The 13,599-nt window shown below is 59.2% G+C and carries 16 protein-coding genes, 2 tRNA genes and 1 pseudogene; 12 read left to right on the forward strand and 7 right to left on the reverse strand.

What is annotated here, in order from left to right; all coding sequences use genetic code 11:
* Positions 1-153: 153 nt before the first annotated feature.
* From HJC04_RS25950 to HJC04_RS25965, 5 genes are all read right to left on the reverse strand, one after another.
* On the reverse strand, positions 154-1,047 hold the full coding sequence (locus HJC04_RS25950; RefSeq protein ID WP_210628251.1) for an NAD(P)-dependent oxidoreductase: 894 nt from the start codon (positions 1,045-1,047) through the stop codon (positions 154-156).
* A 174-nt stretch (positions 1,048-1,221) separates the two neighbouring features.
* Positions 1,222-1,356 carry a hypothetical protein gene (locus tag HJC04_RS31975; RefSeq protein ID WP_257784632.1) on the reverse strand — a complete coding sequence of 45 codons (135 nt, stop codon included), beginning with the start codon at positions 1,354-1,356 and terminating at the stop codon, positions 1,222-1,224.
* Between the two features lie 201 nt (positions 1,357-1,557).
* Positions 1,558-2,733 (reverse strand): elongation factor Tu, encoded by a 1,176-nt coding sequence (gene tuf, locus HJC04_RS25955; protein WP_011424970.1) that lies wholly within the window; start codon positions 2,731-2,733, stop codon positions 1,558-1,560.
* A gap of 321 nt (positions 2,734-3,054) precedes the next feature.
* Positions 3,055-3,128: transfer RNA gene (locus HJC04_RS25960), tRNA-Gly, on the reverse strand.
* Positions 3,129-3,152: 24 nt separating this feature from the next.
* Positions 3,153-3,237: transfer RNA gene (locus HJC04_RS25965), tRNA-Tyr, on the reverse strand.
* A 203-nt stretch (positions 3,238-3,440) separates the two neighbouring features.
* Here HJC04_RS25965 and rlmB point away from each other — a divergent pair.
* The 4 genes from rlmB to HJC04_RS25985 all read left to right on the forward strand — a co-directional run bounded on the left by rlmB (position 3,441) and on the right by HJC04_RS25985 (position 5,569).
* On the forward strand, positions 3,441-4,331 hold the full coding sequence (gene rlmB, locus HJC04_RS25970) for a 23S rRNA (guanosine(2251)-2'-O)-methyltransferase RlmB (RefSeq protein WP_210628252.1): 891 nt from the start codon (positions 3,441-3,443) through the stop codon (positions 4,329-4,331).
* A 64-nt stretch (positions 4,332-4,395) separates the two neighbouring features.
* Positions 4,396-5,088 (forward strand): AprI/Inh family metalloprotease inhibitor, encoded by a 693-nt coding sequence (locus tag HJC04_RS25975; protein WP_210628253.1) that lies wholly within the window; start codon positions 4,396-4,398, stop codon positions 5,086-5,088.
* 125 nt (positions 5,089-5,213) lie between these two features.
* Positions 5,214-5,372, forward strand: a complete 159-nt coding sequence (locus HJC04_RS25980) for a hypothetical protein (protein WP_164517777.1) — start codon at positions 5,214-5,216, stop codon at positions 5,370-5,372.
* A gap of 59 nt (positions 5,373-5,431) precedes the next feature.
* Positions 5,432-5,569: a hypothetical protein gene (locus tag HJC04_RS25985; protein WP_210628254.1), complete on the forward strand. Its 138-nt coding sequence runs from the start codon at positions 5,432-5,434 to the stop codon at positions 5,567-5,569.
* Positions 5,570-5,604: 35 nt separating this feature from the next.
* Here HJC04_RS25985 and HJC04_RS25990 read toward each other — a convergent pair.
* Together HJC04_RS25990 and HJC04_RS25995 are read right to left on the reverse strand one after the other, a co-directional pair.
* Positions 5,605-5,911: pseudogene (locus tag HJC04_RS25990) on the reverse strand (hypothetical protein).
* A 278-nt stretch (positions 5,912-6,189) separates the two neighbouring features.
* Positions 6,190-7,419: a site-specific integrase gene (locus HJC04_RS25995; protein ID WP_221147433.1), complete on the reverse strand. Its 1,230-nt coding sequence runs from the start codon at positions 7,417-7,419 to the stop codon at positions 6,190-6,192.
* Positions 7,420-7,591: 172 nt separating this feature from the next.
* Between HJC04_RS25995 and HJC04_RS26000 the strand changes: the two genes are divergently transcribed.
* The 8 genes from HJC04_RS26000 (at position 7,592) to HJC04_RS26035 (ending at position 13,531) form a co-directional block, all read left to right on the forward strand.
* Entirely contained in the window at positions 7,592-7,792 is a 201-nt protein-coding gene (locus HJC04_RS26000; protein ID WP_221147434.1) for a helix-turn-helix domain-containing protein, read from the forward strand.
* Positions 7,789-8,016, forward strand: coding sequence for a hypothetical protein (locus HJC04_RS26005; protein WP_221147435.1), 228 nt, complete (start codon positions 7,789-7,791; stop codon positions 8,014-8,016). The genes HJC04_RS26000 and HJC04_RS26005 overlap by 4 nt, the downstream gene beginning before the upstream one ends.
* 16 nt (positions 8,017-8,032) lie before the next feature.
* Entirely contained in the window at positions 8,033-8,275 is a 243-nt protein-coding gene (locus HJC04_RS26010) for a hypothetical protein (RefSeq protein ID WP_221147436.1), read from the forward strand.
* Positions 8,256-9,380 carry an AAA family ATPase gene (locus HJC04_RS26015; protein ID WP_259668957.1) on the forward strand — a complete coding sequence of 375 codons (1,125 nt, stop codon included), beginning with the start codon at positions 8,256-8,258 and terminating at the stop codon, positions 9,378-9,380. The genes HJC04_RS26010 and HJC04_RS26015 overlap by 20 nt, the downstream gene beginning before the upstream one ends.
* Before the next feature lie 111 nt (positions 9,381-9,491).
* The gene (locus HJC04_RS26020) at positions 9,492-9,704 is read left to right on the forward strand and encodes a hypothetical protein (RefSeq protein ID WP_221147437.1); all 213 of its coding nucleotides are present in this window, start codon (positions 9,492-9,494) and stop codon (positions 9,702-9,704) included.
* 668 nt (positions 9,705-10,372) lie between these two features.
* A complete protein-coding gene (locus HJC04_RS26025; RefSeq protein WP_221147438.1) occupies positions 10,373-10,801 on the forward strand; it encodes a helix-turn-helix domain-containing protein in 429 nt (142 codons plus the stop codon).
* Entirely contained in the window at positions 10,801-12,006 is a 1,206-nt protein-coding gene (locus HJC04_RS26030; RefSeq protein WP_221147439.1) for a phage portal protein, read from the forward strand. Before HJC04_RS26025 ends, HJC04_RS26030 begins: the two co-directional genes overlap by 1 nt.
* Complete coding sequence (locus tag HJC04_RS26035; protein ID WP_221147440.1) at positions 11,996-13,531, forward strand: phage major capsid protein; 1,536 nt, start codon at positions 11,996-11,998, stop codon at positions 13,529-13,531. Before HJC04_RS26030 ends, HJC04_RS26035 begins: the two co-directional genes overlap by 11 nt.
* The last annotated feature ends 68 nt before the right edge of the window (positions 13,532-13,599 follow it).

Genomic DNA, 13,599 nt, shown 5'->3' on the forward strand with positions numbered 1-13,599 from the left:
CCCGCAAATCGCTGCCGAAATGCATGGCGCTCCCTTTAAGACGGCGGCAGCGGATTGGCAAGCACGATTTTCGATTTTCAAAGCCTTCTGCTCATTTGCGAGCGTCCGCTTTTCTGCAGGCGTCCGCTTTTCGATCGCGCAACCGGAGAGCATTCAGACCTTCACATATTTCCGCCAGTCGTGTTCTTCCTTGAAACCCAACACCTCGCGAATCTTGCGGTTGGAAAGCAGCCCCTCAAATTCACCGATCTCGCGGGTGAAGGGCACGCTCGGGAAGAATCGCTTCGCCAGCTCTTTCGACGGCGTATTGGCGGAAACCGTATCGTTAGCGGCATTGAAGACCTGATAACCAAGCCCGTCCTTCTCGATGCAGAGATGGCAGATCTGCCCGAGGTCGCGAGCGTCGATATAGCTCCAGGTGATGCGCTTGCGCATCTCGGGATGGGCAAAATAGGTCGGAAACCTCTCATATTCATGCGGCTCGATAACGTTGCCGATGCGCAGCGCATAGATGTCGAAGCCCGATCGTTCGGCAAAGGCGCGGGCCGTCTTTTCGTTGACGACCTTGGAAAGGCCGTAAGAATCCATCGGATTGACGTCGTAATCTTCCTCCAGCGGAAACTGGTGGAAGTCGCGGTGGCCTTCGGCGAAGCAGACGCCGTAGGTCGTTTCGCTCGACGCGACGATGATTTTCCGGATGCCAAGCTTCACCGCCGCTTCGATGACATTGTAAGTGCCCATCACGTTGATGCGGAAGGTCTCGTTGTCGGGTTTGATCAGGATGCGCGGAATGGCGGCGAAATGCACGACGGCATCAAATGGCTGAACGCCCCTGCCCGCGTCGAGATCGGGAAAATCGCGATGCATCGACAGCGCGTTGAAGACCTGGCCGCTATCGGTGATGTCGGCGATGAGATTGGTGACGCCGGGGCTGTCCAGAGGCACGAGATCGAGGTTGTGAACCTCGTACCCTGCATTGACGAGCCATGGCACGGCATGGCGACCTGCCTTGCCGGAACCGCCTGTGAACAGAATCCGCTTTTTCATGGAAATGTCCTCCGCATGATGAAACCGGAGGCATAGTTAGACGCTTCCGCGCGAAGAGCAAGCGAGCGTCCTGCGAGGGGCTTCACCCCGCCGCGCCAGGAGCACCCTATCCGGGAGCACCTGGCCAATTATCGCCCTATCACCGCAGCCCCGTGCGATGAACTGGAAAGGTCGTCACTTGACGACGCTTACCTCATTGATCTGCACTCCGGCCGATTGAACAACCTCTTGCGGAATCGCAGCGATGAAAAACATCGTGAAAACATACATCGCGAATATCGTCGCAACGAATGTGGCCTTTGGAATCATCCCGACTCTCCTCTTTACAAGGAGGAGTCTGGACTAAAATGAGCCAATCACAACTGCTTTCTGAACGTGAGATGAACAAAATACTGTGACGGGCGTTTTTAACGATATTTTTACAACACCTGTTAAACGGCTCAGATGCATCAAAAACGAAAAACCCCGCTGTTTCCAGCGGGGTTTCCTGATTGTGGATAACCTGAAAGGTTACTCGACGATTGAAGCGACGATACCGGCGCCGACGGTGCGGCCGCCTTCGCGGATAGCGAAACGCAGCTTTTCTTCCATCGCAATCGGAACGATCAGCTCGACGTCAACCGTGACGTTGTCGCCCGGCATGACCATTTCCGTGCCTTCCGGAAGCGTCACGATGCCGGTAACGTCCGTCGTGCGGAAGTAGAACTGCGGACGGTAGTTGGTGAAGAACGGCGTATGACGGCCGCCCTCTTCCTTCGTCAGGATGTAGGCTTCTGCCTTGAACTTCTTGTGCGGCTTGACCGAGCCCGGCTTGCACAGGATCTGACCACGCTCGACGCCGTCACGGTTCACACCGCGGATCAGCGCGCCGATGTTGTCGCCGGCCTGGCCCTGGTCGAGCAGCTTGCGGAACATTTCAACGCCGGTCACCGTCGTCTTCGACGTCGGACGGATGCCGACGATCTCGACTTCTTCACCAACCTTGATGATGCCACGCTCGACGCGGCCGGTCACGACCGTACCACGGCCCGAGATCGAGAACACGTCTTCGATCGGCATCAGGAACGGCTGGTCAACCGGACGCTCAGGCGTCGGGATGTACGAGTCGACCGCTGCCATCAGTTCGCGGATCGCGTCTTCGCCGATCTTCTTGTCGGAATCTTCAAGAGCAGCAAGCGCCGAGCCCTTGACGACCGGAATGTCGTCGCCCGGGAAGTCGTAGGACGACAGAAGCTCGCGAACCTCGAGCTCGACCAGCTCGAGAAGCTCGGCGTCGTCAACCTGGTCGACCTTGTTCAGGAACACAACGATCGCCGGAACGCCGACCTGGCGGGCGAGCAGGATGTGTTCGCGCGTCTGCGGCATCGGGCCGTCAGCAGCCGAGCAAACCAGGATCGCGCCGTCCATCTGCGCCGCACCGGTGATCATGTTCTTCACGTAGTCGGCATGGCCGGGGCAGTCGACGTGCGCATAGTGGCGGGCCGGCGTCTCATACTCAACGTGCGCCGTCGAGATCGTGATGCCGCGCGCCTTCTCTTCCGGAGCCGCGTCGATCTGGTCGTACGCCTTGAACTCACCGAAGTACTTCGTGATCGCTGCCGTCAGAGACGTCTTGCCGTGGTCAACGTGGCCGATCGTGCCAATGTTAACGTGCGGCTTGTTGCGCTCAAACTTACTCTTTGCCATTTGAATGCTTCCTGTGAACGAAATGGTGGCCCCGGCGAACCGGTTTAGTGCCGCCGTTTAAGGCTTTCGGCGAAATTGCGCAAGACTTAATTGCAGAGACCAATCTTGGCGTGACAGCGCATATGGGAGACAATTCGCCGCCTGCAAGGCGATTCGCCGGGACCCTTCCAAAAATCGCTGGAATCTCAAAGAAAATCGCGCGGAAGCCGCCGCCATTGGCGTCCCTCGCCTACGGCAACAGCAGTCGGCGTACACCCACGGCTGGAAACAGCGCGCGCGACGACCGTGACTGCGATCGCATCAACTGGCTTTAGGGGAGACTGGAGCGGGTAGCGGGAATCGAACCCGCGTATTCAGCTTGGAAGGCTGCTGCTCTACCATTGAGCTATACCCGCGGGATGGTCCGATCCAATGACGAATGGTGGAGAGAGTTGGATTTGAACCAACGTAGGCTGAGCCAACGGATTTACAGTCCGTCCCCTTTAACCACTCGGGCATCTCTCCAGTTTTTCGTCCGGATCTTGAAGACCAAGTTCGTCAGACTTCGAAGCGTTGCCGCCCGTCGTCTGCGCCGCGTATATGACCGGAGCATTTCCGTCTGTCAACACGATGACAATGGAAAAAACACGAAAAATTTCATTCGACGCCGAAAGCCGGCACATGAAAGAAAGCCTATGCGGCAGCGAACGCCATGGCTATAAAGCCGCATGAGCAAAGACAACAAATCCGGCGGCAAGGCCGCGACAGACCCATCCGCCAAGGATACGCACTACGCCAATCTGAGGCGCGCCCACCGCGACGCCAAGCGCGAACGCGGCGAGATCCCGACACCCCAGCCACAGAAGCGCCGGCGGGGAGCTGAGGACTGGAAGCCGCCGGTACTCGCGCCCGACCAGGTCTATCTCTATGGCCTGCATACGGTGCGCGCTGCTCTCGACAATCCGGAGCGCAAGAAGATCAAGCTGTTTACGACGCAGAATGCGCTCGCGCGTCTGGAAATCGACGTCGAGACGCTAGGCATTCCCTTCGAAATCGTCTCGCCGCACGAGATCGACAAGGTGCTCGGTCCCGAGGCGATCCATCAGGGCGTCATGCTGGAAACGCGGCCGCTACCGGTGCGCCGGCTCGAAGCGCTGAAGGACAGCCCTCTCCTGCTCGTGCTCGACCAGGTCACCGATCCGCACAATGTCGGCGCGATCATGCGCTCGGCCGTCGCCTTCAATGCCGGGGCGGTTATCACCACCCAGAGACATAGCCCGACCGAGTCAGGTGTGCTCGCCAAGTCCGCCTCCGGCGCCCTGGAACTGATACCTTATATACAGATCACCAACCTCGCCGAGGCGCTTGGCGAATTGCACAAGCTCGGCTTCTCCACCATCGGCCTCGATTCGGAAGGACCGGCGCCGCTCGAAGGCACCTTCTCCGGCGACAAGGTGGCGCTGGTGCTCGGCTCGGAGGGCAAGGGGCTCAGGCAGAAGACGCGCGAAACCGTCAACGCGCTTGCCCGCCTCGACATGCCGGGCGCAATCAAGTCGCTGAACGTCTCGAATGCAGCGGCGATTGCGCTTTATGCGGCGCGGCTCTATCTGAAGCCATAAGCGGGGCAACAGGCGACCAGATCAATTCCAACGACCGCAGTCGTCACGCCAAGGGGGAAGTGTCATGATCCGTTTCGTCGTCCGGCTTCCGGCTGCGGCAGCTGCCCTCCTTGCCTGTGGCCTGGCCCAGGGGCAGGAGATCGATGCCGATATTCTCAAAGCGCAGGCAGGGACCTATCTCTTTGCCCCGCAAGACGGCCGCGCGGGATGCCGGATGACGCTTGAAACCGGTACGGCGATCGGCGGCCATTCGCTGTCCGGCCAGGAGGCCTGCACTAAGCCGCTGCCGGCGCTTGCCGAGTCCTATGCCTGGAATTTCGACGGCAATGGCGGTCTCATTCTGATCGACGCGACGCGCAAGGTCATCGCCCGTTTCGTCGAGAACGAAGGTTCGCCGATGAAAACGGAAGACGAAACACCGCTCCTGCTGGTTTCAGCACCCGATGGTGTCGATCGCCTGCCGACCTTCAGGAGCCTTGCCGGGACATGGGCGATGCAAAGACCGGGCGGCGACAAGCTCTGCAGCGTGACACTCGACGCCACCGTCGATACGGACGGCCACGCCCCCTTGTCGCTTTCCAAAGACTGCGCCGCCAATGTCGCCAGGCTCAAGCTCGCCGTCTGGAATATCGACGGTTTCGGGCTGACGCTGATGAGCCATGATGGTTCATCGCTCAGCTTCGACATGCGCGCCGACGGTAATTTCGACAAGTCCGGCGAAGAAGGCGGCAAGCCGCTTTCGCTCGTGCGCCACTGATCCCGGCTGAGGGCTCGATCCGGAGAAATCCACTTTTTGCCTTGGAATGACCTTCTGGAGCATTATGATCTGGCGGCGATCGATCCGTAACGACCGGTCACAAGCAAGAAGGAGCGATTCCCATCATGGCCATTCGACCGCTGATTTTCGGTATCCTCTTCATCGCGGCCTTTGTGGGAATCATCCTCAGCATCATCTGGGTGGACACGTCGCATCCCGTCCACCAGCCCGATCCGCTGTCGCCGACGGCGCCCGGCCCCGCGACGCCGGGACCGGTGCAATAGGCGAGAGGAACGCGGACGGCGATTGCGCGTTAATCCCACCGAACGGGGATTGAACGCTTATGCGCATAATGATCGCCATCGTCGCTGTCATGGTCGCCTCCGTGCTCAGCATCGCGATGATGTCACCTTCCGGTGCCGGACAGACCGGTAACGGCGACAGAATCGAGGCAAGAGTCAACGAATCCATCACGCATTGAAACCGGGAATGGCGAGTGGCTGGGACCGACTATCCTCAGCTGCGATAGAATCGCGGCATGTCGCGATCAAATTGGCGCCACTCGCGACGCTCTTCCCAGCGCCACGGCCGCCAAGGGCGGCGTTCATAACGCCATTCAGACCGGCGCCAATCAGTCACGGTCGTCACGCCAATCAAGATCGTCACGCCAGCGGTCGTGTGGCCAGCTGTCATGAATCTGGACGATGTCGCTTTGCACGGATAGCGCCGATCGGTCGACAGGCATGGCGGCGGCGGGCGCAACGGCAGCAAAGGCCGCGCCGAGGGACATGGCTGCGGTCAGGAAAATAGGCGCGAACTTCATGGCTGCTTCCTCATTGACGATGAGGAGATACTGCGCCAACACGACTGAATTGCTGCTGAAGCAGTCCTTAGATAGAGTTCATCAAGGAAAAGCGCCGGAGCGTTATCGGAACCAGTCCGCCTTCGTTCCCAACGGAACTACGACGCGACAGCCTTCGCTTGGCCGCCCTCGTCGGCTCGCCGAGCCGAAGCTCACAGAGCAGGCTGGTGCCCCCGGCAGGGTTCGAACCCGCGACCCCCTGATTACAAATCAGGATGGAAAGCCTTATGCTCTAAGGATTATTCAGCGTCATGCGCCATTTGTGCGCCAACGCCGAAAATGGAGATCGAAATTTGATCCATGACGTTGCGATGGCTGTCGCTCGGAAATAGATGTCCGTATCTGCTCATGGTGACGGCAAGTGAGGAGTGGCCGGCGAAGGTCTGCACGGTTTTCGGCTGTAACCCCGCTTCGATCCAAGTGCTGATCGCGAAGTGGCGGAGAGCGTGCCAATTGAAGGGCCTGAACTTCCTCCCTTCATCTGCTGCCTTCTTGGCAGCGGCGATGAGCAGCGGTCGGAACTCTCGCTTTAGGATGTTCTTATGATCGAGGAAGCCGCCCTTAGCATTTGGGAAAATCAGATCATCTGGCGCCGAACTATTGGCGCCGTCCTTCCACCTGCGGAGATCCGCGAGCATGGCCGACGACAGTGGCACTTGTCGGATGCCTGCGGTCGATTTCGTGGTGTCCTCATTCTTGTAGGCATCAACGCGCCCGTCGACGGTCAGCTCTCCAGCGTTGAACGCCACATGCTTCCAACGAAGCGCATAGAGCTCAGAAGCTCGCACCCCAGCTGACGCTGACAGGCGCATCCGAACGGCCAGGCTTCCCTTTGCCTCACCGAGGGCTGCTGCAAGATCTGCCTTCGATGGCGGCACTACCTTCTTGGCGCCCTCGCCTCGCTTACCGGTTACGCGGATGTTGGCTGCGGGATTGACAGCGATCAGATCATTGCCAACCGCGTTTTGGAGGGCGCGAGAGAGGCTACCGAGGATTCGCCGAGTTGTGACCACGCCGACGCCGGCCGCCCGAAGCCGGTCGCGGAAATCGCCAATCACCTTCGCAGATGCTTGAGAAAGCTTTACTGCGCCGATGCCTCCATCAAATATTATCCTGGTTTTCACCGGCTGCTTCGCGCGGTGCTCTTCCGTCGGCGCCACGTAATTCCGCAATTGGCCTTCGACGGTCCTGTAATAATGTTCTGTGACGTGCTCGCCACGGTCACGCCGATCAGCCAGCAGTTTAAGATAATCGGTGACGGCGTCATCGACCGTAGTGCTTGCCGCATCGGCTCTAAAAGTACCGACCGCCACCTGATGCGTAACTTCCGTCCTACGCGCCTCGGCGTCCCGCTTCTTTTCGAATTGTTCCTTGTGTCGCTTGCCGCCCGCGTCGGTGTAGGCAAGCACCCAGGCCTCCCGATCAACGCCCTTGCTGGTCTTCCATTTCCTTTTCGTGATCGTCGCCATCATGACCCCCTGATTGGATGGCGCATGAAAGCATGACACAAATAGGCAATCAAGGGAGAACCTTGACATTTTTGTATATTTACAGCAATTTCGGGAATGTGGACAAGGCACACCTATCCACACTGTAAAATACCCGTTTTACAAAACCTGTCAACCCTATTGAGGAGAAAAAATGCAAGCTGCAAATGACAACCTTGAAGGCGACCTTCTGATGGGCGCCAAGGCCATTGCGAAGTTCCTCGGAATAACCCAGCGGCAGGCCTATCGGCTTTGCAGCGATGCCATCATTCCGAACTTCCATCTCGGCGGCACCGTCGCGGCCCGTCGATCCTCCCTCACCTCTTGGATGGCAAGTGCGGAGAAATCGGCATGAATAAGTACGGCGGATTGCTAGATGATTTAAAAACCGCCCGACACGGGCTGATCGAATCGATGATTGGCGGCAAGAGTTGGTCCGACGATCAAGTGAAGCAGCTTGCGGAGATCCAGGCCGCAATAGCCGCGGTTGAAGCTGAAATGTCCGAACCGCTCACTGAGAAGACAGGCCCCACCGTCGAGTTCGGTCCTGACGGCTGGCCCGTCACCTTAACCTCCTAACCCACAAAGGAACCACATGCACATCATCTCAATCCGCCCCGATACGCGGGGCGGAAACACCGTCGCGCGCTTCGACGCCGAGCTGGCGCCTGGCGTCAAAGCCTACGACTTACGACTCGTGCAGGCCAAAGGCGGCTTGCGCGTGTTCGGCCCGTCGATCGCCGGCGGGTCCGCCGTAACATTCGCGCCCCAGGTGGCCGATGCACTCGCTCGACTAGCAATGGGGGAAGTCGCCCGCAATGACCGCACTGCAGACTAATGACCGGCCGCTCTCGGCTGGCGATCGCGTCACGCACTTCAGGTACAAGGACGGAAGCATTGAGGCTGTAGACAGTGAAGTTGCGACTGTCGTCTTTGACAAGGACGGTTCATCCCGCCGGATCAAGACCAGCTTCCTTCACCCCTCGTCAAGTGTCCGACCAGCCGCCAATGACAACGTTCCGATTGCTGCGGATGAGATCGACGCTGAGACCTTGCTTGGCATGGAATTCGCGCCGGTGGACTACGTCGTCGAGGGGTATATCGCCGAAGGCCTCACGATCCTTGCCGGCCGCCCAAAACTAGGCAAGAGCTGGATGGCGCTCGGCTTCTGTATAGCGGTCGCCACAGGGGGCCAGACGCTTGGCGTCGACTGCGAGCAAGGCGATGTTCTTTACCTCGCGCTTGAAGACAACCGCCGGCGCTTGAAGGATCGTCTTGAAGTGGTCCTTTCTCCTGCCCAAGTCCGGCCGAACATGGCGCGCCTCTCGCTTCGAACCCAATCCAAGAAGATTGGCGCCGGCCTGATTGAGGAGCTGGACGCCTGGCGCGCAAAGGCGGCGAACCCCAAGCTAATCGTCATTGATACGCTCTCCATGGTGCGCCCGCCGAAGAAGGCGAACCAAGATTCCTACGCTGCCGACTACGAGGCAATCTCGCCGCTGCAGAAATATGCCGGCGAGCATCGCCTGGCTGTCATCGTGGTGCACCACGTCCGCAAGGCCGAGGCAGAAGATCCACTCGAGGCGGTTTCCGGCACGAACGGCCTGACCGGCGCCGCCGATACGATCATGGTGCTGAACCGAACCACCGACGGGCCGAAACTATACGGCCGAGGTCGCGATATCGAGGAAATCGAAAAAGCACTGCGGTTCGACAAGGGAACATGGGAGGTGCTCGGAAACGCTGAAGAAGTGAAGCAGTCTGAGCAGCGCCGCAAGATCCTAGACATTCTGACCGATGCCACGACGGTGCTCACCCCCGATGAAATCGGCAAGCAGGCAGGCATGAAGGTCAACAATGTGAACTACCTTCTTCGAGCTCTCGTGAAAGCCGGTGCCGTCGAAAAGGTCGGCTACGGCCAATACAAAATCCAAGGCCGCTAACACCTATGTACCCCCCTAAGAGTCCTACAAGTCTTAAGACTTAAGACTTGTAGGACTCTTAGGGGGGGGTAGCGAAAACGACAATCTCAGAGGAGAGAACAGGAATGAACAATGATTGGAATTACCCCATACCTCGCCCAACACCGCGTCCTCGTCGCAAAAGCTAACGGGAAGCACTCGCCGGAATGGCAGTCTTGCAAGGTTCTAGGCGTCACCATCGTCGACGAGGAGCCGAAATACGTTATCGAGATATACCACGGTGGAACGTCAAGCCTCACCACGACGGACGAGGTGAAGCGGCTGGAGCGTGGCAATCCACTATAATTGGCTGGCGACCTGACTTTCCGCAAAGTCGGACCCCTACAAAGGTGAAGGCGTCCCTTTCTGCGATTTAGCAGAGAGTAGGGTGAAGGAAACGCGAAAAAAATGCCGCATGATATGCCTTCGAGGCGCTTGCCGTTGCGTATCAATGTGAAGGGATAAGTATCCCGCATTGTTGCGGCAAAGCCCGCCCCGCCGCCAACGACAACGAAAAACTTGCACATCGCCTGCCTTTTCGTGCGTCATTGCTGCGTACTCTTATGAGAGGGTGGCAAGGGTTGAGTAGGTACTCAAACCAGCCCAGCTTTCCAATAAGGGGGGAAGTCCCTTTTTCCGATCTTCATCGGAGTACAGTGAGGGGCACCCGCTGATCGGCGGGTTGAACTCCCCTAAGAATTCCAGCCGCCCCACGTGGGCGGCTTTTCCATACCCCGGGTGGTGCTGGGGGAGCCGTCGCCCGCGATCTCCAATCGGGTCAATGCTCACCGGTCGTCTTATCCCGGTGAGAAGACGGCGACCAATTTGCTGACGCCGGATGTACGCGCAGCAAATAAATCCTGCCCCGGCACGGGCAGTTGATCGAGCCCGCAGCTCTCCTCCTCCTCAAGGATTGAGCTGCGGGCTTTCGCTTTGCCCTTTTGGGCTTTTGACACGAATAGGAAAATCAAAACATGACACTGCCTGCCTTTTGGCGGCAGCCGTCCTTCAGCGTCGTCGAGACTGCCGAGCTTGTCGGCGTGTCGGAAGCGACGTTCAGGGCATGGCTGACGCGCGCGCCGCCTGGCGACCACCTCGGCGTGAAAACCCACGGCCGCATTCATTTCACTGGCCGAGATGTCTTCTATTATCAGCTCGTCGCGCACCTGAGTGAATTCGGCGTGCCGATCCGCACCGCGTTGTTTGCCGCTGCCCAGCACGCGACAGATGAGCTTCCCGGCGAGGAATGGCTGGTCGTGAAGTCGGCCGGTGACGTGACCAATTTCGAATTGGCGGAAGATATTCCGGCCGCCGCGGCTCCGGCTCTCGTCCTGCCTCTTCGAGCGCTGGCCATTGGCCTCATCGAGCGCGCCGCCGCTGTTTACGCGACGGAGGGCGCTTGATGTGGCCGTTCACGACCAAGGCCGCGCTGCCGGAGCCAGTCGCCGTCGAGCAAAAGAGCCTCGGAGATCCGACCGCGGAACTGCTAGAACTGTTCGGCGCTATACCGGCCGGCACGACCATCTCAAACGCTGAAGCGCTCTCAGTGCCGGCCGTCAGCGCGGCGGTCAGGATCATCTCTGAAGCCGCGGCCAGCCTCGACCTGAAGCTCAAGCGAAAGGTCGATGGCGCCGAAGAGGACGTCGACAATCACGCGGCGCTGAAGCTGCTCACCGGTCAGGCTAATGGCTGGACGAGCGGCTATGAGCTGATCCGCGATCTGGTCGCAGCGGCACTGACTAAGGATGTCGGAGGCCTGGCTTACGTAACCCGCGTCGGTGGCGAACCGCGGGAGATCATCATCTACCGCGACTCGATCGTCACCTATGATCTCGACGACCAGACGAACAAGCCTCGTTACCGCCTTGGCAATCGGCCGATATCTGCGGCCAACATCCTTCACCTCCGTGGCCCGTTCTCAAAAAGTCCGCTGTCTTTGGCACGTGGCGCGGTCTCCATGGCGAAGGCGATGGAAGACTACGCCAATGGTCTCTGGTCGAATGGCGCACGCCCAGGCGGTGTGATTGAGACGCCAAACAAGCTCGGCACCGAGGGCGTGAAGGCGATGCTGGCCGGTTGGAAAGCAGCGTTCAGCGGCAAGGCGAACGCCGGCAAGACGGCGATTTTGTACGAAAACGCCACATACAAACAGATGGCGCTCACGAGCGTCGATGGTCAATTCAACGAAAGCCGGACTTTTCAGATCCTCGAGGTGGCGAGAGCATTTAGAGTACCGCCCGGCATGCTTTTCGAGCTCAGCCGAAATACTTGGTCAAACAGCGAGCAGCAGGCGAAAGAGTTCATCAGCTACGCTCTGGTTCCGTGGCTTCGTGCCTTGGAGGCGGCGTTTAATCGCGCGCTTCTCACGGATGAAGAGCGCGGCGAATACCGCTTCGCCTTCGACGTTGATGACACCAGCCAGGCCGACCTTACGGCCAGAGCCACGGCAATCTCAACGCTGATCACGGCCCGTGTCCTCAATCCCAACGAGGCGCGCGACTGGCTCGGTATGCCGCCACGCGATGGTGGCAACGAATACAGCAACCCGGCCATCGATACCGCCAAGGCCGCCGCAAACGACAACAACAGGAACAGAGATGCACCTTGATCGCATTGAGGTGAAGGCGTCCTTCACCGCCGATGACACTGGCGCCATCGAGGGCGTCGCTTGGGATTTCTCCTCGCCGGATCGTGTCGGCGACATCATCGAGCCGGCAGCCTTTGCGGGGGCCGTTGGCAAGTCAATCCCCGCTCTATTCGCACATGACCAGTCGCAGGTCGTGGGCGTTTTCGACTCCATCGTAGTTGAAGCCGACGGCTTGAAGGTCAAAGGCCGGCTACTGGTGGACACTGTCGAGCGCGCACGTGAGGTGCGCTCAATGATTCAGGTCAAGGCCGTTCAGGGCCTTTCGATCGGCTTCATGACCCGCAAGGCAGCGCCCCGCAAAGGCGGCGGCCGGACGATCCAGGAGCTTGATCTTCTGGAAACGTCAATCGTGGCTATCCCGGCACATCCCGGAGCCCGCATCACCTCCCAGAAGGAACTTGAAATGTCTGCACCTGCAGAAAAGATCGAAAACAAAGACTTCAGCGCCGAACTCAAGGCCGCAAACGACAACATTGTGGCCCTGACCAAGCGGCTGGAAACTGCCGAGACAGAGCTCGCACGCCCGAACATCAATCGCGGCGCGGCAAATGACAATCACGAGCCCACAGCCGAGCAAAAGGCATTTGGCGCATATCTGCGCCACGGCAAGGAAGCCGGCGCCGAGGAATTGAAGACGCTCACCGTCTCCAGCGACCCTGCAGGCGGCTACCTCGCACCCGCAGAGTTCTCGAGTGAGTTCGTTCGTAACCTGGTTCAGTATTCGCAGATCCGCGCAATCGCCAGCGTCCGCTCGACCGGCTCGCCGTCCGTCATCTATCCGGCCCGCACCAGCGTGACAAACGCTCTGTGGAAGGGCGAGACGCAGGCGCAGACCGGCAGCGAACCGGCCTTCGGTCAGGCGGAGATTCCTGTCAACGAACTCAATACCTTCGTCGACATCAGCAACCAGCTTCTGGCTGACTCGGCTGGGGTTGCGGAAGCCGAGGTTCGCTTGGCGCTGGCAGAAGATTTCGGCCAGAAGGAAGGTCAGGCATTCCTGACTGGCTCCGGTTCGATTATGCCGATGGGCTTGCTGAAGGATCCGAACGTCGTAACCGGTGTCACGACCGCTTCCGCCACCGCGATCGCCGCTGACGAGTTGATCTCGCTCTTCTACAGCCTTCCGGCAACCTACCGGAACGCCGGCCATTGGGGCATGAACACATCAACGCTTGCCGCTATCCGCCGCCTGAAGGACGGTCAGGGCAACTTCTTGTGGCAGCCAGCCTTCGTCGCAGGTCAGCCCGAAACCATCCTCGGCCGGCCAGTCGTCGAACTTATCGAAATGGACAGCATCGCTACTGGCAAGACGCCTGTCATCTTCGGTGACTTCAGTGGCTATCGCATCGTCGACCGCATCGCCATGTCAATCCTGACGAACCCATACCTGCTGGCAACCAATGGGATCACCCGCTTCCATGCGACCCGTCGAGTCGGCGGCGCGGTGTTGCAGCCGGCCAAGTTCTCGAAGCTCAAGAACGCTTAAGCCGTTCTCGCGCGGAACATCTTCGGGCTGCCTTCGGGCGGCCCATCCTCTTTCAGAAGGAAATTCCC

The organism is Rhizobium sp. NLR8a, assembly GCF_019685235.1.
GTDB lineage: Bacteria > Pseudomonadota > Alphaproteobacteria > Rhizobiales > Rhizobiaceae > Rhizobium.

Excerpts from the sequence above, each read along its gene's own strand:
- HJC04_RS31975 (WP_257784632.1), bottom strand. The coding sequence starts at position 1,356 with ATGATTCCAAAGGCCACATTCGTTGCGACGATATTCGCGATGTATGTT.
- HJC04_RS26020 (WP_221147437.1), top strand. The coding sequence starts at position 9,492 with ATGATTGGAATTACCCCATACCTCGCCCAACACCGCGTCCTCGTCGCA.
- HJC04_RS26035 (WP_221147440.1), top strand. The coding sequence starts at position 11,996 with ATGCACCTTGATCGCATTGAGGTGAAGGCGTCCTTCACCGCCGATGAC.
- HJC04_RS25995 (WP_221147433.1), bottom strand. The coding sequence starts at position 7,419 with ATGGCGACGATCACGAAAAGGAAATGGAAGACCAGCAAGGGCGTTGAT.
- tuf (WP_011424970.1), bottom strand. The coding sequence starts at position 2,733 with ATGGCAAAGAGTAAGTTTGAGCGCAACAAGCCGCACGTTAACATTGGC.
- rlmB (WP_210628252.1), top strand. The coding sequence starts at position 3,441 with ATGAGCAAAGACAACAAATCCGGCGGCAAGGCCGCGACAGACCCATCC.
- HJC04_RS25975 (WP_210628253.1), top strand. The coding sequence starts at position 4,396 with ATGATCCGTTTCGTCGTCCGGCTTCCGGCTGCGGCAGCTGCCCTCCTT.
- HJC04_RS26025 (WP_221147438.1), top strand. The coding sequence starts at position 10,373 with ATGACACTGCCTGCCTTTTGGCGGCAGCCGTCCTTCAGCGTCGTCGAG.
- HJC04_RS25950 (WP_210628251.1), bottom strand. The coding sequence starts at position 1,047 with ATGAAAAAGCGGATTCTGTTCACAGGCGGTTCCGGCAAGGCAGGTCGC.
- HJC04_RS26015 (WP_259668957.1), top strand. The coding sequence starts at position 8,256 with ATGACCGCACTGCAGACTAATGACCGGCCGCTCTCGGCTGGCGATCGC.
- HJC04_RS26005 (WP_221147435.1), top strand. The coding sequence starts at position 7,789 with ATGAATAAGTACGGCGGATTGCTAGATGATTTAAAAACCGCCCGACAC.
- HJC04_RS25980 (WP_164517777.1), top strand. The coding sequence starts at position 5,214 with ATGGCCATTCGACCGCTGATTTTCGGTATCCTCTTCATCGCGGCCTTT.
- HJC04_RS26010 (WP_221147436.1), top strand. The coding sequence starts at position 8,033 with ATGCACATCATCTCAATCCGCCCCGATACGCGGGGCGGAAACACCGTC.
- HJC04_RS26000 (WP_221147434.1), top strand. The coding sequence starts at position 7,592 with ATGCAAGCTGCAAATGACAACCTTGAAGGCGACCTTCTGATGGGCGCC.
- HJC04_RS25985 (WP_210628254.1), top strand. The coding sequence starts at position 5,432 with ATGCGCATAATGATCGCCATCGTCGCTGTCATGGTCGCCTCCGTGCTC.
- HJC04_RS26030 (WP_221147439.1), top strand. The coding sequence starts at position 10,801 with ATGTGGCCGTTCACGACCAAGGCCGCGCTGCCGGAGCCAGTCGCCGTC.